The organism is Hymenobacter ginkgonis (assembly GCF_009755225.1).
Lineage (GTDB): Bacteria > Bacteroidota > Bacteroidia > Cytophagales > Hymenobacteraceae > Hymenobacter > Hymenobacter ginkgonis.
Map to the genome: position 1 here is coordinate 41,198 of NZ_WQKZ01000005.1, position 23,860 is coordinate 65,057.

At 60.8% G+C, this 23,860-nt stretch carries 22 protein-coding genes; 14 read left to right on the forward strand and 8 right to left on the reverse strand.

Features of this window, described 5'->3' with window-relative positions; genetic code table 11:
• The first annotated feature begins 30 nt into the window (after positions 1 to 30).
• The gene (locus tag GO988_RS18855) at positions 31 to 1,677 is read left to right on the forward strand and encodes an ArnT family glycosyltransferase (RefSeq protein ID WP_157568472.1); all 1,647 of its coding nucleotides are present in this window, start codon (positions 31 to 33) and stop codon (positions 1,675 to 1,677) included.
• A gap of 78 nt (positions 1,678 to 1,755) precedes the next feature.
• The gene (locus tag GO988_RS18860; protein ID WP_157568474.1) at positions 1,756 to 2,607 is read left to right on the forward strand and encodes a lysylphosphatidylglycerol synthase transmembrane domain-containing protein; all 852 of its coding nucleotides are present in this window, start codon (positions 1,756 to 1,758) and stop codon (positions 2,605 to 2,607) included.
• Positions 2,608 to 2,620: 13 nt separating this feature from the next.
• On the opposite strand, the gene GO988_RS18865 is transcribed toward GO988_RS18860, so the two are convergent.
• Both GO988_RS18865 and GO988_RS18870 read right to left on the reverse strand, forming a co-directional pair.
• Positions 2,621 to 3,427, reverse strand: a complete 807-nt coding sequence (locus GO988_RS18865; RefSeq protein WP_157568476.1) for a carbohydrate deacetylase — start codon at positions 3,425 to 3,427, stop codon at positions 2,621 to 2,623.
• Positions 3,428 to 3,546: 119 nt separating this feature from the next.
• Positions 3,547 to 4,560, reverse strand: coding sequence for a glycosyltransferase family 2 protein (locus tag GO988_RS18870; RefSeq protein WP_157568478.1), 1,014 nt, complete (start codon positions 4,558 to 4,560; stop codon positions 3,547 to 3,549).
• Between the two features lie 411 nt (positions 4,561 to 4,971).
• Between GO988_RS18870 and GO988_RS23835 the strand changes: the two genes are divergently transcribed.
• The 7 genes from GO988_RS23835 (at position 4,972) to GO988_RS18905 (ending at position 12,062) form a co-directional block, all read left to right on the forward strand.
• Positions 4,972 to 5,658: a carboxypeptidase-like regulatory domain-containing protein gene (locus GO988_RS23835; RefSeq protein ID WP_198172903.1), complete on the forward strand. Its 687-nt coding sequence runs from the start codon at positions 4,972 to 4,974 to the stop codon at positions 5,656 to 5,658.
• A gap of 271 nt (positions 5,659 to 5,929) precedes the next feature.
• The gene (locus GO988_RS18880) at positions 5,930 to 6,352 is read left to right on the forward strand and encodes a hypothetical protein (protein ID WP_157568480.1); all 423 of its coding nucleotides are present in this window, start codon (positions 5,930 to 5,932) and stop codon (positions 6,350 to 6,352) included.
• 126 nt (positions 6,353 to 6,478) lie between these two features.
• Entirely contained in the window at positions 6,479 to 6,841 is a 363-nt protein-coding gene (locus GO988_RS18885; RefSeq protein WP_157568482.1) for a hypothetical protein, read from the forward strand.
• A 173-nt stretch (positions 6,842 to 7,014) separates the two neighbouring features.
• The gene (locus tag GO988_RS18890) at positions 7,015 to 8,850 is read left to right on the forward strand and encodes a penicillin-binding transpeptidase domain-containing protein (protein WP_157568484.1); all 1,836 of its coding nucleotides are present in this window, start codon (positions 7,015 to 7,017) and stop codon (positions 8,848 to 8,850) included.
• Between the two features lie 153 nt (positions 8,851 to 9,003).
• Positions 9,004 to 10,299, forward strand: coding sequence for a rod shape-determining protein RodA (gene rodA / locus GO988_RS18895; RefSeq protein ID WP_157568486.1), 1,296 nt, complete (start codon positions 9,004 to 9,006; stop codon positions 10,297 to 10,299).
• Positions 10,300 to 10,330: 31 nt separating this feature from the next.
• On the forward strand, positions 10,331 to 10,663 hold the full coding sequence (locus tag GO988_RS18900) for a hypothetical protein (RefSeq protein WP_157568488.1): 333 nt from the start codon (positions 10,331 to 10,333) through the stop codon (positions 10,661 to 10,663).
• 4 nt (positions 10,664 to 10,667) lie between these two features.
• The gene (locus GO988_RS18905; protein WP_157568490.1) at positions 10,668 to 12,062 is read left to right on the forward strand and encodes a hypothetical protein; all 1,395 of its coding nucleotides are present in this window, start codon (positions 10,668 to 10,670) and stop codon (positions 12,060 to 12,062) included.
• A 146-nt stretch (positions 12,063 to 12,208) separates the two neighbouring features.
• On the opposite strand, the gene GO988_RS18910 is transcribed toward GO988_RS18905, so the two are convergent.
• Positions 12,209 to 13,300, reverse strand: coding sequence for a hypothetical protein (locus tag GO988_RS18910; protein ID WP_157568492.1), 1,092 nt, complete (start codon positions 13,298 to 13,300; stop codon positions 12,209 to 12,211).
• On the reverse strand, positions 13,301 to 14,590 hold the full coding sequence (locus GO988_RS18915; protein ID WP_157568494.1) for a hypothetical protein: 1,290 nt from the start codon (positions 14,588 to 14,590) through the stop codon (positions 13,301 to 13,303).
• A 49-nt stretch (positions 14,591 to 14,639) separates the two neighbouring features.
• Here GO988_RS18915 and GO988_RS18920 point away from each other — a divergent pair, with 49 nt between their 5' ends.
• From GO988_RS18920 to recO, 4 genes are all read left to right on the forward strand, one after another.
• Entirely contained in the window at positions 14,640 to 14,906 is a 267-nt protein-coding gene (locus GO988_RS18920) for a 2Fe-2S iron-sulfur cluster-binding protein (protein WP_157568496.1), read from the forward strand.
• A gap of 216 nt (positions 14,907 to 15,122) precedes the next feature.
• Positions 15,123 to 15,749 carry a thymidine kinase gene (locus tag GO988_RS18925; RefSeq protein WP_317164927.1) on the forward strand — a complete coding sequence of 209 codons (627 nt, stop codon included), beginning with the start codon at positions 15,123 to 15,125 and terminating at the stop codon, positions 15,747 to 15,749.
• A gap of 196 nt (positions 15,750 to 15,945) precedes the next feature.
• On the forward strand, positions 15,946 to 18,333 hold the full coding sequence (porZ, locus tag GO988_RS18930; protein ID WP_157568499.1) for a type IX secretion system anionic LPS delivery protein PorZ: 2,388 nt from the start codon (positions 15,946 to 15,948) through the stop codon (positions 18,331 to 18,333).
• 175 nt (positions 18,334 to 18,508) lie between these two features.
• Positions 18,509 to 19,234 carry a DNA repair protein RecO gene (recO, locus tag GO988_RS18935; protein ID WP_157568501.1) on the forward strand — a complete coding sequence of 242 codons (726 nt, stop codon included), beginning with the start codon at positions 18,509 to 18,511 and terminating at the stop codon, positions 19,232 to 19,234.
• Between the two features lie 85 nt (positions 19,235 to 19,319).
• Here the strand turns inward: recO and GO988_RS18940 are convergent, their stop codons facing one another.
• The 4 genes from GO988_RS18940 to GO988_RS18955 all read right to left on the reverse strand — a co-directional run bounded on the left by GO988_RS18940 (position 19,320) and on the right by GO988_RS18955 (position 23,194).
• The gene (locus tag GO988_RS18940) at positions 19,320 to 20,309 is read right to left on the reverse strand and encodes an FKBP-type peptidyl-prolyl cis-trans isomerase (RefSeq protein ID WP_198172907.1); all 990 of its coding nucleotides are present in this window, start codon (positions 20,307 to 20,309) and stop codon (positions 19,320 to 19,322) included.
• A 122-nt stretch (positions 20,310 to 20,431) separates the two neighbouring features.
• Positions 20,432 to 21,016 (reverse strand): FKBP-type peptidyl-prolyl cis-trans isomerase, encoded by a 585-nt coding sequence (locus GO988_RS18945; RefSeq protein WP_157568505.1) that lies wholly within the window; start codon positions 21,014 to 21,016, stop codon positions 20,432 to 20,434.
• Between the two features lie 85 nt (positions 21,017 to 21,101).
• A complete protein-coding gene (locus GO988_RS18950) occupies positions 21,102 to 22,097 on the reverse strand; it encodes an FKBP-type peptidyl-prolyl cis-trans isomerase (protein ID WP_157568507.1) in 996 nt (331 codons plus the stop codon).
• Positions 22,098 to 22,138: 41 nt separating this feature from the next.
• The gene (locus tag GO988_RS18955) at positions 22,139 to 23,194 is read right to left on the reverse strand and encodes a DHH family phosphoesterase (protein ID WP_157568509.1); all 1,056 of its coding nucleotides are present in this window, start codon (positions 23,192 to 23,194) and stop codon (positions 22,139 to 22,141) included.
• 238 nt (positions 23,195 to 23,432) lie between these two features.
• Between GO988_RS18955 and GO988_RS18960 the strand changes: the two genes are divergently transcribed.
• The gene (locus GO988_RS18960; protein ID WP_157568511.1) at positions 23,433 to 23,840 is read left to right on the forward strand and encodes a nucleoside-diphosphate kinase; all 408 of its coding nucleotides are present in this window, start codon (positions 23,433 to 23,435) and stop codon (positions 23,838 to 23,840) included.
• The last annotated feature ends 20 nt before the right edge of the window (positions 23,841 to 23,860 follow it).

Sequence of the window (23,860 nt, forward strand, 5' to 3'; positions counted from 1 at the left end):
GGCCAGCTATCGACTTTAAGAACACGCATCGTGGTAGAATCGTTGGCCCGCCGGGCTCTAGCAGCGCTGAGCAAGCGGCCCGCCTGGGTGGCCGGGCTTACGCTGGCCGTGGCCTTGCCGGCGCTGCTGCTGCACCTAGGCTGGATGCCGCTGCTGGTTGATGAGCCTATTCGGGCATTGGTGGCCTTGGAAATGCACCACTCGGGCCAGTTTTTTGCGCCTACACTGCAAGGCTTTCCCTACTACAACAAGCCGCCCCTGTTTAACTGGCTGCTAATAGCCTTATTCAGAATAACGGGGCGGCAGGACGAGTTTATCCTGCGCCTCCCCACCATTGCGGCGCTGCTGCTGTACGCGGCGGCCATTTGGCGGGTGCTGCGTCCGCAATTGGGCAGCCGGCTGGCATTTACGGTAGCGCTGGCTTTTGCCACTACGGGCCGGGTGCTCTTCTACGATTCCTTTCTGGGGCTGATTGACTTATGGCACGCTGGCCTAACGTGGCTGGGCTTTATGGCCATTTGGCACTATGGGCAGCGTGGGCAATGGGTGCGGCTATTTGTGGTGAGCTACGTGCTGGTGGCCATTGGCTTCCTCCTAAAAGGGCTGCCGTCGCTGGTGTTTCAGGCCATCGCCTTACTGGTGTACTGCCTCGATACTCGGCAGTGGCGGCGGCTTTTTGGCTGGCAGCATGTGCTGGGGGTAGGGGTGTTGGCTAGTATCCTGGGCACGTACTTCGCCATTTATAGCCACCACAATTCACTCGAAACGGCCCTGGCTACGCTCTGGTCGCAGTCGAGCCAACGTACCGTGGCCGAGCAGCCTGTGGCCGATTCGATTCGGTACGTGCTGCTATTTCCCTTCGATTTTATCAAGCATTTCTTGCCCTGGACGCTGCTTGGCGTGTGCCTACTGCGGCGCGATTGGCGACAGGCCATTTTCGGGCCTGCGTTTCGGCGTTATAATGCGCTGCTGTTTCTGGCGGTGCTGCCGGTGTATTGGCTGTCGCCGGCTACTATTCCGCGCTACTTATTTATGTTGATTCCGCTTGGGCTGACCGTAGTGGTACCACTCTACCACGAGCTGTGGGCGCGCCGGGCCTGGCAGGTGCGCTGGCTCGATGCCTCGTGGCTGCTGCTGCTGGCGGCTACTACGCTCGGGGTGCTGGGGCCGCCACTGCTGCGCGCCGCGGCCAAGCTAGGACTGGTAGCCCCAGCCCACTTGGCTTTTATGCGTGGCGTCCCCGATTCGTGGTTGCTGAGCCTAGTGCTGTTTGCGCCGCTGGCGTTGCTGGCGTACCTGTTCTGGCGCCTCGCCGACTACCGCCTGCTAGTGCTGGGCTATTATTTATTGGTGCTGCGGCTAGCGTTCGATGTATTCATCTTCCCGGCGCGCATCCAAACTTCGCCCGAGGTAGCTTACCGCACCGACGCTGTGCGCGTGGGCCGCGAAACCAAGGGCCGCCCGCTGGTACTCTGGCCCAATTCGCTGCTCGACAATGTGGAGGCGTTTTACATCTCGCGCGAGCGCGGCGAAACGCTTATTACTGGGCCCCTACCCCCGCGCCCCGGCACGCTCTACCTGGCCGACGAGCGTATGTTGAATGGCCTTGCCTACCGCACGCTCGACAAGTTTACTATTGATGGAGGCATCGTGTTTCGGGTCGTCGAGATGAAATAGGCGCTGCTGGCCCTGAGCCCAGTAGTCGGTAAGAGTGCCGCTTATCATTTTCTGTTACCGTTTTCCCTACCCCCTCGCATGCCCGCCTGGCGCCGATACCTCCCGCTGCTAGCCAAGCTGGCCTTTATGGCTGGCGCCCTGTGGCTGGTGGCGCGCCACCTCGATTTGCCGCTGCTGGGCCGCACGCTGCGCCAGGCGCGGCCAGGATGGCTAGCGCTGGCGGTAGCGCTCTTCACGCTTTCCAAGCTCATTGCTTCGGTGCGGCTTAATACATTTTTTCAGGCCGTCGGTATTCAGCTTTCGGAGCGCTACAACCTGCGGCTGTACTGGCTGGGAATGTACTACAACCTGTTTTTGCCGGGTGGTATTGGGGGCGATGGCTACAAGGTGTATTTGCTGGGGAAGGAATTTCCGGGGCGGCGGGCGGCCATTTTTCGGGCGCTACTGCTCGATAGAATCAGCGGCATGGTGGCGCTGCTGGTGCTGCTATTGCTGCTATTTGGGGGCACTGCCTACCCTGGTTGGTGGCGGGTAGGGGCACTGGCCCTGGTGCCACTGGGCCTGGGCCTGAGCTACGGCTTGGCCAGCTGGCTATTTAAGGAATTTCGGGGGGCGTTGGGGCGCACTTCGTGGCAAGCGCTGGGGGTGCAGGGGTCGCAGGTATTGTGTGCGTGGGCACTACTAGCGGCGCTGGGCGCCAGTGGTGGCCCGGTGCTGCCCTACCTGCTGGTATTTTTGGCTTCGTCGATAGTAGCGGTGCTGCCCCTGACGGTGGGCGGCCTGGGCGCTCGCGAACTAACTTTTTTGTACGGCGCCCAGCTATTTGCCCTCAGTGTGCCAGTGGCAGTAAGCGTGAGCGTATTGTTTTACGTCATCTCGGCGCTGGTATCGCTAGTAGGAGCCTTTGTTAAAGTGAGCAATGAGCAATGAGCAAGTTTTCTGCTCACTGCGCGAACTGAGCGTAGCTCACTAGCTCGCCGCCTAGTTCGCGCAGCAGTTCGTGTGCTTCGCCGCTGCGCCAAAACGTATATTCGGGCACCCGCATCAGCGGCGAGCCGGGACGCTCGCTCAGGCCGGGGTGGCTCATAAATTCTACTACCTGCGCCTGCCCAAACGCGGCCCCTACCCCCCGCCGAAAGCCAGCGGCACTCGCCGCTTCGGTCGAAAAAGTGCTCACCAGCGCCCCCGGCGTAGCGAAGCCGCGCAGCGCCCGCCGGCTGCTCAGGGCAAAAGCTTGCAGCACCAGCCCGCGCCCGTCGAGGCGGCCGGCGGCCGTGAGGCGGCGCACCCGGCGCACGCCCAACTCGCGCAAGCTGCCCAGCAGCGCTGGGCCCAGCAGCGGGTACTGGTGCAAGTGCTGGTGGCTGTCGGCGTGCGAGGGGGGTAGGCCGGCCGCGGCGAGGCGGCGCAGTTGGGCGGCTATTTCCAGCTTCAGCTCGGCGGAGCGCACTTGGCCCAGCAAAAACCGCTGCCATAGCTGGCTCGATGAGTAAAACTGCCCGTTGGCATCAACCAGCGACGGTACTTGCGAGGCGGCGCTCAGCGGCTGGCCCGCATTTAGGGTAAGGTGCAGGCCCACCGAGAGGGTAGGGGAAGCCAATTTTGCCAGCGCCCGCAGTTCAGCATCGCTGGCGAAATTGGCCATCACGGTGGTGCTGCTTACTTGCCCGGCTGCGCCCAGCTCCAGGATGGCCTGGGTGGCGGGCGCATCCCAGCCGTAGTCGTCGCAGTTGATAATGAGCTTTTTCAACTAGTACAGCAGGTAGTATGGGAGCCTCCGAAGCGCTAGTTCTAGGTTCGATTCCTAGCGCGACCGCCGAGCAGGCACACCGAGTTGCCTCGACTGTTCCGCGTTAGCAGGGGTAGGAATTAATATTTTATTTGTTCTCCCACCACTGCCGAGGCCGCCGTGTGCCGCACAATGTAGGGTGTGCGGGTGCGGCGCGAGTAGTAATTATACATCCCAATTTCGGCTAGTACGCCGAAGCAGAGCAGGAAAATGCCCGCCATAATGAGAAACAGGCTAAAGATAAATTCGAGGGGGTAGGTGCCTTCGATATTCAGCCCGAAGAAGATGGAGCGCACCAAGAACTGCCCCGCCAGCAGGCTACCCGTGAACAAACTCAGCAGTCCGGCCAGGCCAAACAGCCGGAACGGCTTGCGCGAGTGCACAATGAAAAACCGCAGAATAAACAGGTCGAGAATGACGTAGAACAACTTGCTAATCTTGTAGTTGCTCTGGCCAAATTGCCGCTCGTGAATTTCAATTGGAAACTCGCAGTAGCGCAAGCCCTTGCGCGCCACCAGCGCACCCAAGAAACGGTGAGCGTCGCCGAGCATCTCCACATTCTTCACCAGGTAGCTACGGTAGGCCTTATAAGTGGCTCCAAAATAGCGCAGTTGCACCCCCGACAGCTGCCGGATGATGCCGTGCGCCGTGGTAGCCAGCGCCGTGGCAATGGCGCCCTCGGGGCGCTTAGCTTTGGCGCCGCCCACCATGTCGTAGCCCTCGTTGATGAGGCTGATAAACTGCGGAATGTAGGCTGGGTCGTGCTGCAAGTCGCCGTCCATGGCGATGATAACCTCACCCCGGGCCTGGGCAAAGCCCGCGCGCAAGCTCAGCGTCTGGCCATAGTTGCCGGCCAGGTCGATAGCTACCAAGTGGCGGTCGTGGGCGGCCAGGTCCTGCATAATGCTCCAGCTGCGGTCTGAACTGCCATCGTTGACTAGGATAAGCTCGTAGTCGTAGCCATGCTGCTGCATCACGGCGGCCACGCGGCTCACGAGCTGGGCCACCGTATCGGCCTCGTTGTAGAGCGGGGCTACTACCGAGATGAGGCCGGCAAAAGCAGTGTTGGCGGTAGGGATGGCGAGGGGAGGCATAGGAACACGAGGAAAACACAAAGTTACTAGCTGGTCCGGCGGCAGGTTCGGAACGGCCTATCTAATGCTTTGCTAGTAGCATAAGCAGAAGTATTTGATAGCGTACCTTATTTAATGTGTTTAAGCATAATTAAAATTGTTTAAATGCCATTTGACTTATTTCTTAGACGACCGGTTTTATGTATGCTTGATTCGCTTTAACGACGAAAACCTAGCGTTTAGATAGATATTGACTAAACCCAACTAGTTTATTAAGAATTTTGTGCTGTATTGGAATCAGTATATTAAATCTGCTACTACATTTGTGGCGTAAGGCATTATAAAGCACATGGATGGCTCCGTGCCTTCATATCATTAGTAAGTTATTATCACTCGCGCTCCCTTCCCCTTCTCCTTTTTTCTTCACATTTCATGGCGTTAAGTACAAACCCCTTTCATCCCATTACTGCCGAGCTTCTACCTGGCTATCGTGATGCGTATTTGCGCGGCGATTTATCCAGTAAAAATACAGAATTGGTAGATGCCTATTTCAAGGCTAATCCGGCTAAAGGAACGGAAGCATTTGAGCGTTTCCATGCCTTACAAAGTAAAGGCCACGCGGTGCAGCCAGTAGGTTGGTTGCAGCAGCAATTTCACCTGGTTCGCACCGAGCCAGCGCGTTTTCGGCAACGCGCCGGTTCTTTATTAGTAGTAGGAGCTTTGCTGAGTGGTGCAGCCTTCGCTGGCAGCCGCTCGGTGATAAATCCGACGACAGCTAAGCTTGTTGCGCCGGCTGTAGAGGCAGTTGCTACTGCCGAAATTGCACCCGAGGCAATGGTGGCCAGCAAGATGATGACCGTGAAAGGCCGCATCTTGGATGAAAACGGCCACCCACTGGTGGGTGCTACGGTGCTAGATAAAAACAACGGCCGCGGAGCAAGCACCGATGCCACCGGCAAGTACACGCTGGTGGTACCAGCAAGCCAGGCCCTGCAACTGCAGTTTGGCTATGGCGGCTACAGCGAAGAAGAGGTGCAGGTAAAAGGCCAGGGTGTGCACAACGTAACGCTGCTGCCCCGCACCGATATCAAAAAGAAGCACCATTGGTGGCCGTTTTAGCCCGCCCAGTAGTCTATTCGGCATGAAGTCGTGCCAGGCCTATTCTCCTTTTCACTCGCTTTCGCTAGCGTGCTGCTTGGGTACTGGTGTGGGGGTAGGGCGGTGCAACCCAATACTTAGAGCTGAGCGCTCAGCCTTAGTTGCCTAGTGCCGCCGCCCTACCCCCAATGCGGCCAGCAAGCTCGCCTGAGAGTGATTGGCGGTGGCTATTTGAGTAAAAAGTAGCCTCCGGCGTGGAATAAGTGCCACGGATTCTCCTCGCTTTCTGCACATGAATTTTCCTTTCTTTAACCGGTTGCAACTCAAAAAAATAGTTGTACCTACCGCTAGCGAGCCAAGCCGCGAAGCTGAGAAAATGCTCCAGGGGATCCTAGCGGAGCTGCCTGAGCTGTTGCTCGGTTACATAGTTGATACGCAAGTGGCAAATGTGCTGGCGTTCTACACGGTTAGCAACAGCTACAACCCCAACCAGCTCAGCCTACGCAACACCAAGCTGCTGCGCACCATGCAGGAAGGAGTGGCTGCGAAAGCCTGGATTGGGGGCCCCCTCACCGATGTGTCGATTATTCTGGAAGACCAGCTTCATCACTTGCGTCCCCTGAAAGAGGGTGGTCAATATTGCTTTGTGGCCGTGCGCCTCGTCGATGCCAACCTGGGCATAGTGAAGGAAGTGGTGCGCCGCTGTACTTCCTGAGCTCATCTGCTGAATCGTGTTCTCATTTAATTCAATAAGCAGTAGCTGAGCTGCGGTTTGCTAGCTTTTACTGTTCGTTTACGCTGTTTTCTTTCTCTTTCTTCATCTTCTTTTTACTTTTTTTGTATGATTACCCCCAAGCAAACTGTACAAGGCATTTTGGCCGAATTGCCTACCCTGCTAGCCGTAGCGGTAGTAGAAGTAGAAACCGGCATGCCCCTGGCCTCGCACACCAACATTGCCGAATTCGATATCGAAACGGCCGCCGCCTATAACACGGAAGTAGTAAAGTCGAAGCTAAAAGCTATCCAGGCCCTGAAGCTGAATCAGAACGTACAGGATATCCTCCTGACCCTAACCGACCAGCTGCATTTGCTGAAGCTGTCAGCTGACGGTGGCAAGTTTATCTATCTGGCCGTTAACTCAAAAGATACCAACCTGGCCCAGGCCCGTCAAATTATGAAGATGCACTCGGCTTCGCTTAACTAAGCTGCTGCCCCTCGCCTGCTATTGAAAAAGCCCACCAGCTCTGTGTTGGTGGGCTTCTTTTTGTGCTAGCCACGGCCAATTATTGCCAGTGAGGCTTGCCTGAATGGCATTTTTGAGCGAGCCGCTTGCCTGATTCGGGTATCGCCGCGCTTTATTGGGGCGTAACTTTGAGTATGCAATACTTGGAGGGCCGGCGCTACGTGGTGCTGGCAATTTTTACGTTGGTGGGGCTGCTGTTTGCCGGGCGATTGTTTTACTTACAGGTGCTGGATGACTCGTACAAGGTGGCGGCCGACCGCAACACCTTGCAGCGGCAGGTGCAGGTGCCGTACCGCGGCCAGATATATGACCGGCACGATTCGCTGCTGGTAACTAATACGCCGGTATATGACCTGATGGTGGTGCCCCGCGAGGTGAAGCACTTGGATTCGACCAAGTTTTGCCGCCTGATGCAGATGCCCATCGAAGACCTGCGCCTGGGCCTGAAAGCCGCCAAAGTGTACTCGCGGGTGAAGCCTTCGCCGCTGGTGCAAAACCTGAGTACGCCCGAAATGGCGGCTATTCAGGATAACCTGATTGACTTTCCGGGCTTCCGCACGCAGGCGCGCATGGCCCGCGCCTACCGCACCCAAAACCTAGCCCACGCCCTGGGCTACGTGGGTTCCATCACCCCGAAGCTGCTTGAAGCGCCCAAATACGCCCACTACGCACCGGGCGAAAACGTGGGCATTTCGGGCCTAGAGTCGTTTTATGAGCCCGTGCTTATGGGCCGGCGTGGCGTGCAATACCGGCTCGTGAACGTGCGCGGCATCGATAAAGGGGCATTTCGCGGGGGCGAATTCGACACGCTTTCGCAGGCCGGGCAAGATTTGCACCTCAGCATCGACGCCAGCCTGCAAGCCTACGGCGAAAAGCTGCTGGCCGGCCGCCGCGGCTCCATTGTGGCCCTCGACCCCAAGACGGGCGAAATCCTGTGCTTTGTGTCGGCCCCGCACTACGAGCCCCAGATGCTGACTGGCAAGGGCATGGGCAACCGCTACATGGATTTGCTGCGCAACCCCGACCGCCCGCTCTTCGACCGCCCCCTGATGGCGACCTACCCCCCTGGCTCGGTCTTTAAGCTAGTGAATGAGCTAGTGGCCATGCAATTGGGCGTGGTGGGCCCCAACACGGGCTTCGAGTGCAACCAGAAGCTGGTGCACTGCACCCACCGCCACGAGTACCCGGCCAACGTGAGCATTGCCATTAAGAACAGCTGCAACCCGTATTTCTACCAAGTGATGCGGGCGGCGGTGCTGCGCGGGCAGTCGCCCAACCGCTTCGAGGATGCCCGCCTGGGCCTGGGCCAGTGGCAAAAAATGGTGAAAACCTTCGGCCTCGGCGAGCGGCTAGGGGTAGACATGGGCCACGAGAAGCGCGGCCTCATTCCGTCGCCCGAGTTCTACGACAAGCTGCGCGGCTACCACCACTGGAACTACAAAACGGTGTACTCGCTCAGCATCGGGCAGGGCGAAATCGGCATCACGGGCCTGCAAATGGCCAATGTGCTGGCCACCATTGCCAACCGTGGCTACTACTACGCGCCGCATTTTGTGCGGGGCATTGGGGCCACCGGGCAGCCGCTGCCGCAGTACCGCGAGCGCCACTACACAGCCGTCGATACCACGCTCTTCAAGTACCTTATTCCCGGTATGCAGGCCGTGGTGGATGGGCGTGGCGGCACCGGCTCGTTTGCCAGCTTGGCGCAGTACGGCATTTCGGTGGCTGGCAAAACCGGCACGGTGCAAAACGCGCACGGCCCCGACCACTCCACCTTCGCGGCCTTCGCCCCGGCCAACGACCCCAAAATCGCTATCGTCGTGTTTATCGAGAACGCCGGCTTTGGCGGCACCTTCGCCGCCCCCGCCGCCGGCCTGATGATAGAAAAGTACCTGCGCGGCAAAGTGGCCCCCGGCCGCCAGCGCTGGGAAAACTGGGTAGAGTACGGCGTGGCGCCTACCCACCACTAACACGCGTAGGACGCTGCGAGGCGAGAGGGAAAGAGGGCAAAAGCCGTGGTACATCCGGCTGAGTTTGCCGAAGCCGGACGCACCAACGGCCCCACCCCCTCGCAGCCTCTCGCACTGCCTCCCTACCCCCGACCTTTGCGGAAAGCTTTCTGAATGTCCCCCGTTACTACCCGTTCTTCCCGTAGCCTCGACTGGCCTACCCTGCTGCTCTACCTCGTGCTGGTGGGCCTGGGTTGGGTGGCCGTGTACGCGGCCAGCTACTCGCCCGATGCGCCGGCGCACCCGCTTAGCACGCTGCCTTTTGGCGAGCTGATGGCCTTCAACTGGTTTAAGCAGCTCATCTGGATAGGTACCGCCGTGGTGCTGATTGGTATTTTGCTAGTAGTTGACTATAAGGCCTATGATACGTTTGCCTACGTGCTGTATGGCGTAATGATAGTGCTGCTGCTCATAACGCTAGTGGTGGCGCGGCCCATTGCGGGCTCGCGTTCGTGGCTCGAGTTTGGGCCGGTGCGCTTGCAGCCGGCCGAGTTTGCCAAGTTTACCACCGCCTTAGCGGCCTCGCGCTTTATGGCGGGCATCAACCTGCGCAACCAGAACTGGCGCGACCAGGCCGTGCTGGCCGGCATCACACTGCTGCCGGTGGCGCTCATCCTGGCATCTAACGAGACGGGGCAGGCGCTGGTGTTTGGCGCGCTGCTGCTGGCGTATTTCCGCGAGGGCATGTCGCCGCTGATATTGCTACTGCTGGCGGCGGGCGGCATTATCCTATTGCTGGCGCTGCTGGTACCCAAGCTGTGGTTGCTGGGCGGCTTCACGGTTATTCTGCTGGCGGCATTTGCGCTTAATGCCAAGCTCTGGCGCCACCACCTCATCCTGAGTATCAGCGTGTGGGTGGCCGTGGTGGGCATGGTATTCGCCGTCGATTTCTTCTTCAACAATGTGCTGCACCCCTACCAGCGCCAGCGCATCGAAATGCTCATCGACCCCGGCAAAGACCCGCTGGGCAAGGGCTGGAACGTGACGCAAAGCAAAATCGCCCTCGGCTCTGGCGGCTGGCTTGGCAAGGGCTTCCTCAATGGCACCCAAACCAAGTTCGATTTCGTGCCCGAGCAAAGCACCGATTTTATCTTCTGCACCGTGGGCGAGGAGTGGGGTTGGGCGGGCTGCCTGGTCGTCATCGCGCTCTACCTGACCTTACTGGGTAGAATATTATTTGTGGCCGAGCGCCAGAAATCGGTGTTTGGCCGCACCTATGGCTACTGCGTGGCCAGCATCCTGTTTGTGCACTTCGCCGTGAACCTGGGCATGACAATGGGCCTGGCGCCGGTGGTGGGCATTCCGCTGCCATTTTTCAGCTACGGCGGTTCGTCGCTGTGGTCGTTCACTATCCTGTTGTTCAGCTTGCTCGCCCTAGATGCCCACCGCAAGCAGGATTTGCTGCGGTAGGGGGGTAGCAGCTCGCAGTATCTTAGCCGGTATGAAAAAGCTCATCTTGCTAGGTGCCTATTTGCTGGCGCTGGCCGCGCCAATGCACGCCATGGCGGGCCCACCCGACATTGTAGTAGTCCGAATTCGGGAATTTTCAACCAGCGCAACAGCCGTCATCACGCGTGGCGAAGGCAAAAGCGAACTAGTAGAAATCGATACGAAAGGAAATTTCAACAAGGAGTTCGCACAAGTTAGCGAAGCGTACCACAAGCTATTTTATGGGCTCTACCAAGAAGGCTACACGCTACAGAGCACCATGAGTACTTCTGCATCGCAGAGTACCGGGGGCGTTATTACGCTGCTTTTCACCAAAGCGCAGTAAGCCGGTGAAGCACCCGCCTGGTTTGTCAGTGGGCAAGCTTCCACTTAGTAGCAACGGGCTCTGGCGCCTGCCCGCCGCCGTGTGGCTCGCCTTGCTGCTGGCCCACGCGCTAGCCGGTACCTATGCCCTGCGCACCGGTCGCTATACCTTTCCCGACTCTGGCCGCTACCGGCAAGTAGCCCAAAACCTGGGCCAGCACGGGCAGCTCTACGCCCGGCCGCTGCCGCCCTACCCCCCCACCGGCCAGGATGTGCAGGAGTTCACCATTCGGCCGCCGGGCTACCCGTTGCTGGTGCTGGCGGTGGGTGCCCCAGTGGGCATTTTGCTGCTCCAAAACTTGCTTAGCCTGGGCGCGCTGGCCGTGGTGCTGCGTGGCTGGGCGGCGGCCCGCGCCCGCCCGCCCAGCTCGCCAGAATGGGCCGTGGCGTTGGCGTTGGCGCTCAGCTTTCCGGCCCAGCTCATTTATGCCAACGTGGTGATGAGCGAAATTCCGCTGCAAGCAGTGCTGCTGGGGGGAGTAGGGCTGGCGGCGGCTTTTGCCCGGACTGGCCGGGCGCGCTACCTGGCCGGCGTGGCGACCGCGCTAGTTGCCGCGTGGCTGCTGAAACCGGTTTTGGCGCCATTCACCCTGGTTTTTCTGGGAATAAGCAGCTGGCTGGCCTGGCAACGGCGGCGCCCAATCCTGGCCCTGTTTGGGGCCCTACCCCTGCTGCTGGCCCTGGCCTACATGGGCTGGAATGCGCAGCGCACCGGCTACTTCCATTTCTCCAGCATCGCCGAAATAAACCTGCTGCACTACAATGCCGCTGGGGTGTTGCGCCAGGCCCAAGGCCCCGCGGCCGAAGCCACTTGGGTGGCCCGCACCCTGCGCGCCGCCAACGCCGCGCCCACTTTTGCTGCCCGGCAGCGCCTCATCGACGCGGCGGCGGGGGCCGTGCTGCGGCGCTACCCCCTGCTCTACGCCGGGCAGCACGCACTGGGCATGGCCACTTTTTTTCTGGACCCCGGGCGGTTCGATGCCAGCGTGTTCTTAGGCCAAACGCAGGCCGCCGGGTTGCTAAACCAACTGCGTGGCGGTGGGGCAGCGGGGCTGCTTGGGGCACTGGCGCAGCAGCCCTGGGGGCTATTGGCGCTCTTGCTGATTACGGCGGTGGCCAATGTGCTGCGCCTGGCGCTGGCAGTGCGCGGGCTGCGCACTGCCAGCGCCCACGCGCCAACCAGCCCCGACTGGCTGGGCTTTGCTACCCCCGCCGGGCGCTGGGTGGCGGCCGGGCTGCTGCTCTACCTGGCAGTGCTGACCGGTCCGCTGGGCGCGGCGCGGTTTCTGGTGCCCGGTTGGCCACTGCTGCTGGCGCTAGCCCTGCGCGGGCTACCCGACGCTAAGCCCGCCCGCTACTAGCCAGGGGTAGGGCGTTGAGGGGCTATTTGAAATAATGAATGAGAGCTGTATTTTATTAATCAGACAGACAGTTGAGTACTCGTGCGGAGTAGTTGGGGGGAGGCGCCTGCGGAGGGCATCACCCCTAACTACTCCCGCACGAGTACTTAAGAATGCCCTTCACCACCCGAGCCAACCTGCTTGCCCGGCACCACCACTCGCTTACCCAGAGCTTCAATAGCCAGCGCCAGTGCCACCGTGAACAACGGCGCCGACAGGTAACCCATGCGCCCCAGGTCGCCCGAAAGCAGCATGTGCACCAGCACTACAGCCAGTAGCAACACCTCGGCTGGGCGCAGCACGGGAGCCAGCACTTGCCGGCCGGCTGGGTGCAGCGCCGCCGCCAGCACCAGCAGTCCGAAGAGGCCAAAAATGCTGAATAACTCGCCTACCCCCTTTACCGAAGCTGCCCGCCGCAGCGAGTACGTAAGATTGTCAACGTGCGAAAGCGCATTGGTAACCGTGGCAGTAGGCGGGCTGCCGGTAGCTTTATCGAGGAAATAATGCACGGCCGCCAACGCGAGCACCCCAGCAGCCAGGGCAACGGCCTGCCCGCGCCAACCCAGCGCCCGCCGCCCATACCACATGGCCCAGGGCGCCAGGAAAACGAACGATTCTTTAGCGAGCGGCCCAAGGAACAAGGCCAGTGCCACGGCCCAGCCAGCACCCACCCGGCCGGGTACCAGTCCGCGCCGCCAAGCGTAGTAGCTCAGCCCAAAAACGAGGAGGTACAGGCTATCGGTGAGGGGTAGGCCCGCCGCATACTCGGCCCAGCGGCTGCTGAGCACTGCTGCCAGCGCCACGGCGGCCGCGCCCGCCCCTGCGCCCGCTAGCCGCGCGGCCCGGTACCACAAAGTGCCGGCTGCGCTTAGCAGCAGGCAATTAACCAGGTAAAAAGCCAGCCGTAGCGGCCATTCGCCGGCTGGCCGGGGGCTGCTGGCCGGGCTGCCTAGCACTGCCAGGGGCCGCGCCAGGGCACCGGCCGCCAGCGGCACCAGCACCCGGTAGCGACGCGTCACGTTCACGCTGTCGAAGCGCCCGGCGGCCAGGCGCAGGTAGCTGCGGGTATCGAGCGAGTGCGAAAAATCGTAGTGCCGGTACATGGGGTAGGCCAGGTTGAGCAGCAGGCCTAGCCCCAGCGCCCAAGGCAGCAGCCAGCGCCGTACCCAGCCCGGTATTGGCCCCGCTAGCGCCTGCATTTAGGCCCCAGCAAATTTGCGCTCGATGAGTTTGAGCAGCTTGGCCACGTGCTCTTCCTTGCGGCTCCAGTCGTGGCTGGTGCTCAGCTCCTCGCGTACGTAAGCAAATGCGTCTTCGGCGGTGGGCAGCGAATCGAGGTGCTGAATGGCGGCGTGGTACTCAGTGTTTTCGCCGTTAAACAGCTCATTGATAAAGCTAAACCGCTGGTTAATAGAAATGGCCTCGCGTAGGCTACCCACCTTGGGTGCGCCGCGCTCGGCCAGCGACGTAGCCGCGCCAGCGTGGGCCGCCCCGCGCAGCGTCTCGGCCAGCGGCGACGCGGTGGGTTGGGTGGCTTTCAGCTTTTCATAAAGCGGCGCCTCCGCCAACGGCTCCGAGCCAGCAGACAGCGGCATTGGGCTTGGCGTGGGCGGGGCCGGGCTGGGGGCCTGCGTAGTCGGGCTTGGCGCCGTTGTGGCTGTACTCGGCTCCGGCTTGGCAATACTTGGTGCTGGCGCAGGCACAGCAGGGCTCGGTGCTGGCGCAGGGGCGCTCAGCACGGGGGCCGGTGCAGCGGGTGCCGGCGCTGGGGCCGGCTGCGGCGCGGGTTTGGGTGGCTCGGGCGCGGGCTTGGCGGGTCCATCGCCCCAGAGGTCGGCCTCGGTGAGGGGTAGTAGCGCGCTGAACTCGGCCACCAGCTTGTCGAGGGGGGGGAGGCCTTTCGCATGAGCCGTGAGGTAGAGGTCGAAGCGCTGGCGCAAAAATTCGCGGCTGAGCGGCGCATTGCCGCCCGGCAGGCTATCCACAAAGCCCTCAAAAAACGGCCTGCTCTGGTCGAGGTAGCGCAGGTGCTCGCGCAGGTAAGGCAGCGCAATAACTTCGTCGGGGTCGTACACGGCGGGGGCGGCGCCCAGCTCGGGGGTAGGCAGGAGCAGGCGCTCGAAGGCAGCGGCCGGGTCGGTGCTCAGCAGCAGCGTATCGGCCGCGGCCTGGGCCAGCAGGGGCTCTAGGGCCGCCCGGTCGAGGCGAATGTGCCGCGAGAGCACGTTCATAAATTGGGTGAGGGCCGCGCGCACGGGCGCAGCTTCAAAATTGAAGTAAGGACTGCGTAGTTGCTCGGCCTCCTGTTGCCAGCGGCCGAGCAACTGGCGAACTAGCAGCAAGTTAACCTGCTTGATGGGCGTGAATTTAAGCAGCGCCGGACCGTCGAGGGTGGCGTCGGGCTGGGGGCCAAAAAATTGCTGGCTAAGCCGGGTGGCTAGCCGGCGGCCGTATTGCTCGCACTTGGCGAGGCTATATTTGTCCTGCATAGCTTGCGCCGGCCGTTGGGCCGGTTTCGTGCGCCAAGTTAGCCACAAAATGCCCCTCCTGACCGTTCAGGGCCTGCCTGGCCCGCCGCTCTCTGTGCCGGCCGGCACCACGGTGCTGGCTGCCATTCATGCCGCCGGGTACGACTGGTGGCACGCCTGCGGGGCCAAGGGCCGATGCACCACCTGCCGCGTACGGGTGCTGGCTGGCACCGAATTCCTTACCCCACCCACCGAGCCCGAGCTGCGCTACCGCGCCGCTGGCCGCCTCGGCCCTACCGAGCGCCTGGCCTGCCAGGTGCGGGCCACGGCTGAGTAATGCTGTACTAGCTGTGAGCCGAAAATGGTCGCAGTGCCCACTGCGCACTGCGTTTCATGGACCAAAAATCTGCGGCGAGAGTTAGCTAGTTTGGTGGCGAAGCCAGCCGCGCATCGGGGAGCAATGCCGTACTTTGTAAGACGTACCTTAGCTAGCTACGCAAGTAGGGGGTGTTCCGAACTCCTACTTTAGAACTTCTAACTCCTAATTCGACCCGTGTTCACCGAGCCCCGCCGTTTTGCCGATTTCCCGCGCCATCGGGGCTGGCTGGAAGTTATTTGCGGCTCCATGTTTTCGGGTAAAACCGAGGAGCTGATTCGCCGCCTCACCCGCGCCCGCATTGCGCGGCAGCGGGTCGAGATTTTCAAGCCCGCCCTCGATACGCGCTACCACACCGACGATGTGGTGAGCCACAACCAGAATAGCATCCGCTCGACGCCGGTGCAGTCGCCCTCCGAAATCCTGCTGCTGGCCGGCGGCAGCACCGACGTAGTGGGCATCGACGAAGCCCAATTCTTCGACGAGAGCCTGGTGGAAGTGTGCCGCCAGTTGGCCAACCAGGGCACCCGCGTCATTGTGGCGGGACTCGATATGGACTACCTCGGCCGGCCTTTCGGCCCCATGCCGGCGCTGCTGGCCACGGCCGAGTTCGTAACCAAAGTGCACGCCGTGTGCGTGTGCTGCGGCGAGCTGGCCGCCTACTCGTACCGCATCGCGGCCAGCGAAAGCCAGATTTTGCTAGGCGAAACCGATGCCTACGAGGCCCGTTGCCGCCCCTGCTTCCTAGCGGGTGAGGCCGCCCACACCCACCGCGCCGAGGCCGGCCAGCGCACCGCGCACTAAGCAGCGGCAGTTGGGCGTTGGCTTACTGGCTGGTCAGTAGTGCATAATAAAATTTAAGAACGTCATGCTGAACGTAGGGAAGCATCGCTACCGCTTCATCCGCGCCGGGCAACGAAGCGGTAGCGATGCTTCCCTACGTTCAGCATGACGTTCTTATAAAGATTCTCTCCCTGGATTACCACACAACACGCTTTCTATGCGCCACTTCTCCACTTGGGTTTTGACTATCGTACTGCTGGTGGGGGTAGGGGCCGGCGCGCGGGCCCAGGGCGTGGCCTACGGCGATTGGCAGCTGCATCTGCCCGCCCAGCACCCGCTGGTATTGGCCGACGCCGGCAGCCGGCTCTACGTGGCCGACGAGGCATCCTTCTACTTCTACGACAAAACTACCAATAGCACCCAACAGCTTTCGCGCCGCGATGGCCTGAGCGATGTGGGCGTGGCGGCCCTCGCCTACGATTCGGCCTCGGCCCAGCTGGTAGTGGTGTATCGCAACGGCAACATCGACGTGGTGGGTAGCACCGGCACGGTACGCAACGTCACGGCCCTGCTGCGCAAAGACAGCCAGACGGCCAAAGTCATCAACCAAGTGCAGATTTACAATGGCTTGGCCTACATCGGTACTACCCTGGGCGTGGTGGTGCTCGACTTGGCCCGGCTGGAAGTGCGCGATACCTACGCGGCCATCGGGGCCGGCGGGGCCACCGTAAACGCCTACGCCACGGTGGTGCTGCACGATACCATTTTTGCGGCTACCTCGCGGGGCGTGCTGCGCGGGCGTCTCAGCTCGGCCGTCAACCTGCTCGACTACCGCAGCTGGACGCAGGAATTTCCCATTGGCAACGTGCCTACCCAGGTATTTTTGCAGGCCGCCGCCTACCGCGGTCATTTGTATGTAGCCAGCAGCTTTCGGGGCATCGAGTATTTGGCGGGGGTAGGGGCCGCTCGCAGCTGGCGCAACCTGGCCAATAGCTACGGCAACGATGCCCGGCGGCTGCGCCCCAGCGCCGTGGGGCTGCTGCTATCCTTCGCAGGTGCTGACTTGCGCCGCTACGACGCTACTACCCGCCTAGTGAGCACCGTGCTGCCAGCCGCGGCCGTGGGCGACGTATACGATGTGGCCCGCCAGGCCGACGGCACGTATTTCGTGGCCAGCTACACCAACGGTCTGTTGCGCTTTGGGCCCGGCATCACCAGCAACCCAGAAGTCATTCGGCCCAATGCGCCGGCTACCACGGCGGCGTTTGGCTTGCTAGCCGACGCCAAAACCAGCACCGTAGACGTTTTTACGGGCGGCTATTCCAGCGATAGCGGTTTGCAGCTCGGCCGGCGCCTCGGGTTTTACGAATACCAGAACGGGCAGTGGACCAATTATAACCCTACGAACTACCCCAACCCCACCGACTTTCCCAACCTGCTCGACCTGTCGCACGGCACCCGCACCCCCGATGGCACGCTCTACCTGGCCAGCTACGGCAACGGCTTGCTCGAATGGAAGGGGGTAGGGCAGTACCGGCAGTTTACGGCCGGCACGCCTGGTTCGCTTTTGCGCAGCAGTTCCGAGCCGGCTGACCCGTTTTACCCTAATGCCGTGCGCGTAACCGACGTGGCCGCCGACCCCACCAACGGCCGCGTGTGGGTAGTAAATCGCCACCAGCGCGTTGGCGCGCCGGGCCTGCTGCGCTTCCGCCCCAGCAATGCTACCTGGGATGCTGCCCCCGCTTTTTCAGGTTTTGAAAACCTCGACCGGGTGGTTATCGACAATTTTGGCAACCCCTGGGCCACCGAATCGCGCAAGGGGGGGGTAGGGCTGGTGGCTTACGACACGACTAGCCGCACGCCCTTTTACTTCACGGTGGGCAACGGCCTGCCCACCCGCTCCAGCAACGCGCTCTACAGCATTGCGCGCGACCGCACCGGCGCCATCTGGATTGGTACCGGCGCGGGCGTGGCCGTCTTCAACGACCCCAGCCAACTGGTGAGCGCTGCTGCCACGGGCACGGCCCCCAGCGGCTTCACCCAGCCCTTGGTGACGCGCGGCGCCGGTACGGGCTTCGAGGCGCTCTACAACGAAGCCGTGACGTGCATTGCCATCGACGGGGCCAACCGCAAGTGGTTTGGCACGGCCAACGGCCTCTGGCTGTTCAGCGCCGATGCTTCCGAGGCGCTGCTCAACTTTACCACTGCCAACAGCCCGCTGCCTAGCAACGGCATTGTGGATGTGGCCGTGAACGACAAAACCGGCGAGGTTTTCGTGGCCACCAACGGCGGCGTAGTTAGCTACCGCGGCTCGGCCACCGTCACGGAAGCGGCCCCCAGCTGCGCTCAGGTATTTCCTAACCCCGTGCGGCCCGATTTTGCGGGCACTGTGGGCATTAGTGGGGTAGTAAATAATGGGTTGGTGAAAATAACCGACGTGGCCGGCCACCTGGTTTACAGCACCCAGGCCGCGGGCGGCACCGTCACCTGGAACCTCAACGACGCCGACGGCCGCCGCGTGCGCTCGGGCGTGTACCTGGTGCTCACCTCCGACGCCAACGGCAAAAATACCTGCGTCAGCAAGGTCGCCGTGCTCAGCAAATAAGGAATTGGTGGGGAGGAAGTGTTGTTAAAGAATAGCAAAAAAAGAACGTCATACTGACGTAAGGAAGCATCGCTACTGCGTAACTAACCTCGGCGATTGAGTTTTACTGCTGCAGTAAAGATGCTTCCTTCGTCAGCATGACGTTCTTTTCTATTGCCCATTCCCTCTATATTTTATGCAAATCAAAACCCGCGGCATTGTCTTAAGCTTCCTCAAATACCGCGAAACCAGCATTATCGCCCGCGTTTACACCGAGCAGCGCGGCGTGCAGAGCTACCTCGTCAACGGCGTGCGCAAGGCCAAGCCGCCGGGGCGCATCGCCCTATTTCAGCCCCTTACTTTGCTAGAATTGGTGGCCTACGTGCCGCGCCAAGGGGGCAGCCTCACCCGGTTGTCCGAGTTTCGCTGCGCCGAACCCTACCGCTCCCTACCCTACGATATGCGCAAGAGCAGCGTCGCGCTGTTTTTATCAGAAGTCCTGGGCAAATCGGTGCGTGAAGAAGAGGAAAATCCTGCCCTGTTCCGCTTTTTGCACGACTCCATCCTGGCCTTCGATGAACAAACGGTGGGCACCGAAAATTTTGCCCTACTTTTCTTGCTGCACTTAGCCAACTACCTGGGTTTCGGCGCCGAAACCGGCGGCGAAATCATCGACCAGGTAGCGCTGGCCGGCCCGGCGCCGGTGGGGAGCGGCTTGGGCAATGGCCCCGCCACGCTGCGCCTGCGCGAGTTTGAGCAGTATTTTGATGAGCTCCTGCGCGCCCCGGCTGGCACCGCCATCCCCAACGGCACGGTGCGCCGCGAGTTGCTAGCGGTGCTCATCCGCTACTACCAGCTGCACGTCGAGAATATGGGCGAAATAAAGTCACTCGACATCCTCAGCGAGGTACTAGGGGGGTAGGAGCAATTGCCAATCTGGTCCTAAAAAAGAACGTCCTGCTGAGCTTGTCGAAGCAGGACGTTCTTTTTTAGGAGCCTTCCCTACCCTACTTAATTCCCGTCAGCTCCACATCGAAGCGCAGCACGGCGTTGGCCGGAATATCAGCGCCCGCGCCGCGCTCGCCGTAGCCCAGCGGCGACGGAATGAGCAGCATGGCCTTGCTGCCTTTGGGTAGCGCGGCAATGCCCTGGTCCCAGCCCTGAATCACCTGGCCCTGGCCCAGCACGAAGTCAAACGGCGTGTCACCGTGCTTGGCCGTCGAGTCAAATTCCTTGCCGGTAGCCAGCACCGTACCGCGGTACTTCACGCTCACCGTCTGGCCTTTTTTGGGCAGCACGCCCTTGCCGCGCACCGTGATGACGTACCAGGTGCCGCCCACCGTCTTTTTGGCTTTAGTGGTGAGCTTATTCTTTTTGATATACGCCTGAATAGTAGCGTCGTCCTTCAGCAACTGCTTGGCCGAGCGGGCTTTGGCTAGGCGCTGCTGCTCGGCCTGCATGGCCTGCTGGCGGGCGCGCATCTGGTCGGCCGTCAGTAGCTCTTTAGCAGCCACTACAAACCGAAAGCCATTGCCCGACCGCTTGATGAACGGGGGGATAGGTTGGCCCGCCTTGCCAAATAACGAGTCGGCGTTGAAGCGAAACACGGCGCTGTCGCCGGGCAGCAGCAGGCTCATCGCCTCTTCGGGGGTGCCTTTGCCGGGGTTGGGGCCTAGGCCCACGGGCACTGGCTGCGGCTTGGTGCCGGCCGGCGCTTGGCGCGCCTGCATCTGGCGCGTGTCCATAAGCACCGAGTCGCGGTCGGTGCGGTACTGCAAATTGATGAGCAACACCTGGCCCTGGCGGCTGGCGTAGGGCGCATCGCCGGGTGGGTTTAGCGGGCGGGGGGCGTAGTGCCCGGCCGCATCGCGCCGAAACAGCTGGTACTCGGTGCCGCTGGGCAGGCGCTCAAAGCCGGGGGTAGGGGCTACCTGGGCGGCGGCCAGGGTGGGGGGTAGCAGCGCCACCGCTGCTAGTAAAAAGGGGAAGAAACGCATGAAGCTGCAAGCTGTTAAATGCCCATCGCAACGGGCTTTACAAAAAAAGCGGTGACGATGCCCCGGCCTTAGCCAGCTCAGCACCATCACCGCCTAACTACTTTACTGCTGAATAAGTCTTGTTAGTTAGATACTTCCAGCACCTCCACGTCGAACAACAAGGAGGAGTCGGGATAAATGCTGTAGGCCGAGCCCGAAACGCTGCCCGTGGGCCCGTACGCCAGCCGCGAAGGGATAAGCAGCAGCGAGCGGTCGCCCTGGCGCATATACGTCAAGCCTTCGCTGAAGCCCGCTACCAAGCCCGTGCCAACCGTGAAAACTGCGCAGCCGCAGGCCGTATGGTTTTCGGTCGAATTATCAAAAACATTGCCTGGCAAAGGGCCACTACCTAAGTACGTATAATCGGGGTTGGCGCTCAGCACCCGGCCAACGTACTTCACGCGTACTTGCTTGCCCGTAGTGGCGGCCAGGCCACTGCCCTTCACCAGCGGCACAATGTATACGCCATCGTCGGTGCGCGTGTAGGTAGTGTAATTGTTCTTCTTCAGGTAGCTCTGAATGGTATCGTCGTCGATGACGGCGTACTGGTCTTGGTGCTCACGGGTAGCCCGCGTAATGGCGTTGTCGCCGCAGCTACTGAGGCCGCCGGCCGCCGTGAGCGCCAGCAACAGCACCGGCAAAAAGGAGAAAAGTTGGCGTACGTTCATAGAATAGGAAAGCCGGTAGCGAAAGCGGGTAACAAAACCGCCGCGCCAAGTGGCGCGGCGGCAAAGATAAAAATCAGGCAACGAACTACTTCACGTCCGACAGCTCCACGTCGAAGCGCAGGGGCGAGTCGGCCGGAATAACGGGCGGCGAGCCTTGCTTGCCATACGCCAGCGACGATGGAATGAGCAGCGTAGCCTTGCTGCCTTTGTTAAGCTGCGCTACCCCCTCATCCCAGCCCGGGATAACCTGGCCGCGGCCCAGCGGAAACGAGAACGGCTGCCCGCCGTGCTTAGCCGACGAGTCAAACTCTTTGCCGTCGAGCAGTGAACCGCGGTATTGCACAGTCACCGTCTGGCCGGGCTTAGCCGTGGCGCCGGTGCCCGGCTGCGTAATGATGTAGTAGACCCCGCCCGGCGTTTTCTTGGCGTTGGTCAGGTTGTTCTTCTTCAGGTATTCTTGCAGGGTAGCGTCGTCCTTTTTGTCCTGTACCTCGGCGTAAGCGCGCATCTGGCGCTGCTGCTCGCCCATCATCTTCTGCTGGTCGGCCATAGCTTCGGCCATGGCTACCTCGCGGGTTTGCAGGGCTACCGCCTTCACGGTGAGCACAATGAAGTTGCCTTTTTTCTTCAGGTTGGCTGGGGCCAGCTGGTGGGCATTGCGCTTGTAGAGCGAGTCGGCATTGAAGCGGAACACGCCGCTATCGCCGGGCTGGAGCAACGAGAAAGCTTCAGGCTCGGCGCCCAATTGCTTAGCAGCCAGCGCTTCGAGCGGAATACGCACGGGCACGCCAAACTGGCGCTCGCGCGATTTCATCATCACCGAGTCGCCGGCAGTGCGGTACTCGATGTGAGCCGACATCACCTTGCCCACACGGTCCTTGTAGGTCGGGTCTTCGCCGCCCGCCACTTCGCGCGACTCGTATTTGCTGTTTACGTTCTTGAAAATCTTGTACTCCATCCCCGACTTAGTCTTGGTAAAGTCTGCGCCTTTATTGCACGAAGACAGGAAGGAAGCTGCGCTGAGCACACTGGCCGCCAGGACCAGCTGCCGGGCCGCGCCGGGCCGAAGAGAAAACTGCATGAAAACAGAAAGTTGGAATAAAGACGAATTCGGCCTCAAAGTTAGGCGATAGGGGGCGCAACCGCTACCGGCACGGCCGGCGTGCTCACGAGCTGTGCCTGATACTGGGGTAGCAGCCCCAAAAAGCGCTCTACAGTAGCGTCTAGCGACTGCTGGCTAATGCCGCCCGAGGCATTGTGGTGCCCGCCGCCCTCAAAATGGTTGCGCGAGAAGTCGCTCACCGAGAAGTCGCCCACCGAGCGGAACGAGATTTTAACGGCCGAGCCGCGGTCGATAAACACGGCCGCAAACACGATGCCTTCAATGCTCAGCGCGTAGTTCACAAGGCCTTCGGTGTCGCCGGTCTTGCTTTCGTACTCGCGCAGCTCCTCTTTGGTAACGGCGATGTAAGCGGTGTTGAACTCGCGGCGCACCACCAGCTTATCCTTCAGGATATAGCCTAGGAAGCGCAACCGAATTTCAGAATGCGAGTCGTAGATGCGGCGATGCACGGCCGCCAAGTCGATGCCCGTGCTGAGCAGTTCGGCGATGATAAGGTGCACGTTGCGCGAGGTGCTGGGGTGCCGAAACGAGCCCGTATCGGTCATGATGCCCGCGTAGAGCGCCTCGCCCATGCCCTGGTCTACAAGCCCCTGGTCGCCGAGCGCGCGGATAATTTCAAAAATGATTTCGGCCGTAGCCGCCGCCTTGGGCTCCGAAAAGCTGACGTCGGCAAAGTTTTCGGGGCGCTGGTGGTGGTCGATGAGCACCTTGGTGCCCGGCGCCTGCCGCACGTATTCGCCCAGTTCGTTGATGCGGCCAAGGCAATTAAAATCGAGGCAAAAAATGACTTCGGCCCGGTTTACCAAGTCGCGTACTTGGCGCTCGTTTTGGCGTGGCTCGTACACCACTACCTCGTCGTTGCCCTGCATCCAATTCAGAAAAGCGGGGTAGTCGGAAGGCGTCACCACCGTCACAGAGTGGCCTTTTTTCTTGAGGTACGTGGCCCAAGCCAGCGACGAGCCCAGCGCATCGGCGTCGGGCTTATGATGCGTGGTAATAAAAATCTGCCGGGGCTGAGCCAGCAAAGTTTGCAGTTCGGCTATTGAAGGAAACATCGACTACGTGAATGGCCTGCGAATGCGAAGAAAAGAGCGTTGGAATAATTTCCAGCGCAAACGGCCGGCAAAGGTCGGCATGAATTGGCGTTCAACACCCGAACCTGTCGGGAAGGTTCGGGCAAGTATCGCCCACACCGGCACTGTATAAGGAGGTTAAAAGCGCTTTGCTACCCCCAGCGCCGCGCCTGGGCATTATCCGCCTACCTTTGCGCCACCAACTAAAATTTTTAAAAGAATGGCAACCAATCGCACCTTCACGATGATTAAGCCCGACGCAGTGGCCGAAAATCACATCGGCGGCATCCTGAGCATGATTGAGCAGGGCGGCTTCCGCATCGTGGAGCTTCAAAAAGTAGCGCTCACTCCCGAGCGCGCCGGCCAGTTTTATGCCGTGCATAAAGAGCGTCCGTTCTACAACGACCTCGTGACCTATATGTCGAGCGGCCCCATCGTGGCAGCCATCCTCGAGAAAGACAACGCTGTAGCCGACTTCCGCACCCTCATTGGTGCCACTAACCCGGCCAATGCCGAAGAAGGCACCATTCGTAAAAAGTACGCCAAGAGCATCGAAGCCAATGCTGTGCACGGCTCCGACTCCGACGAGAATGCGCAGATTGAAGGCGAGTTCTTCTTCAGTAAGTAAGCCCTACCCTCTCACCGGGA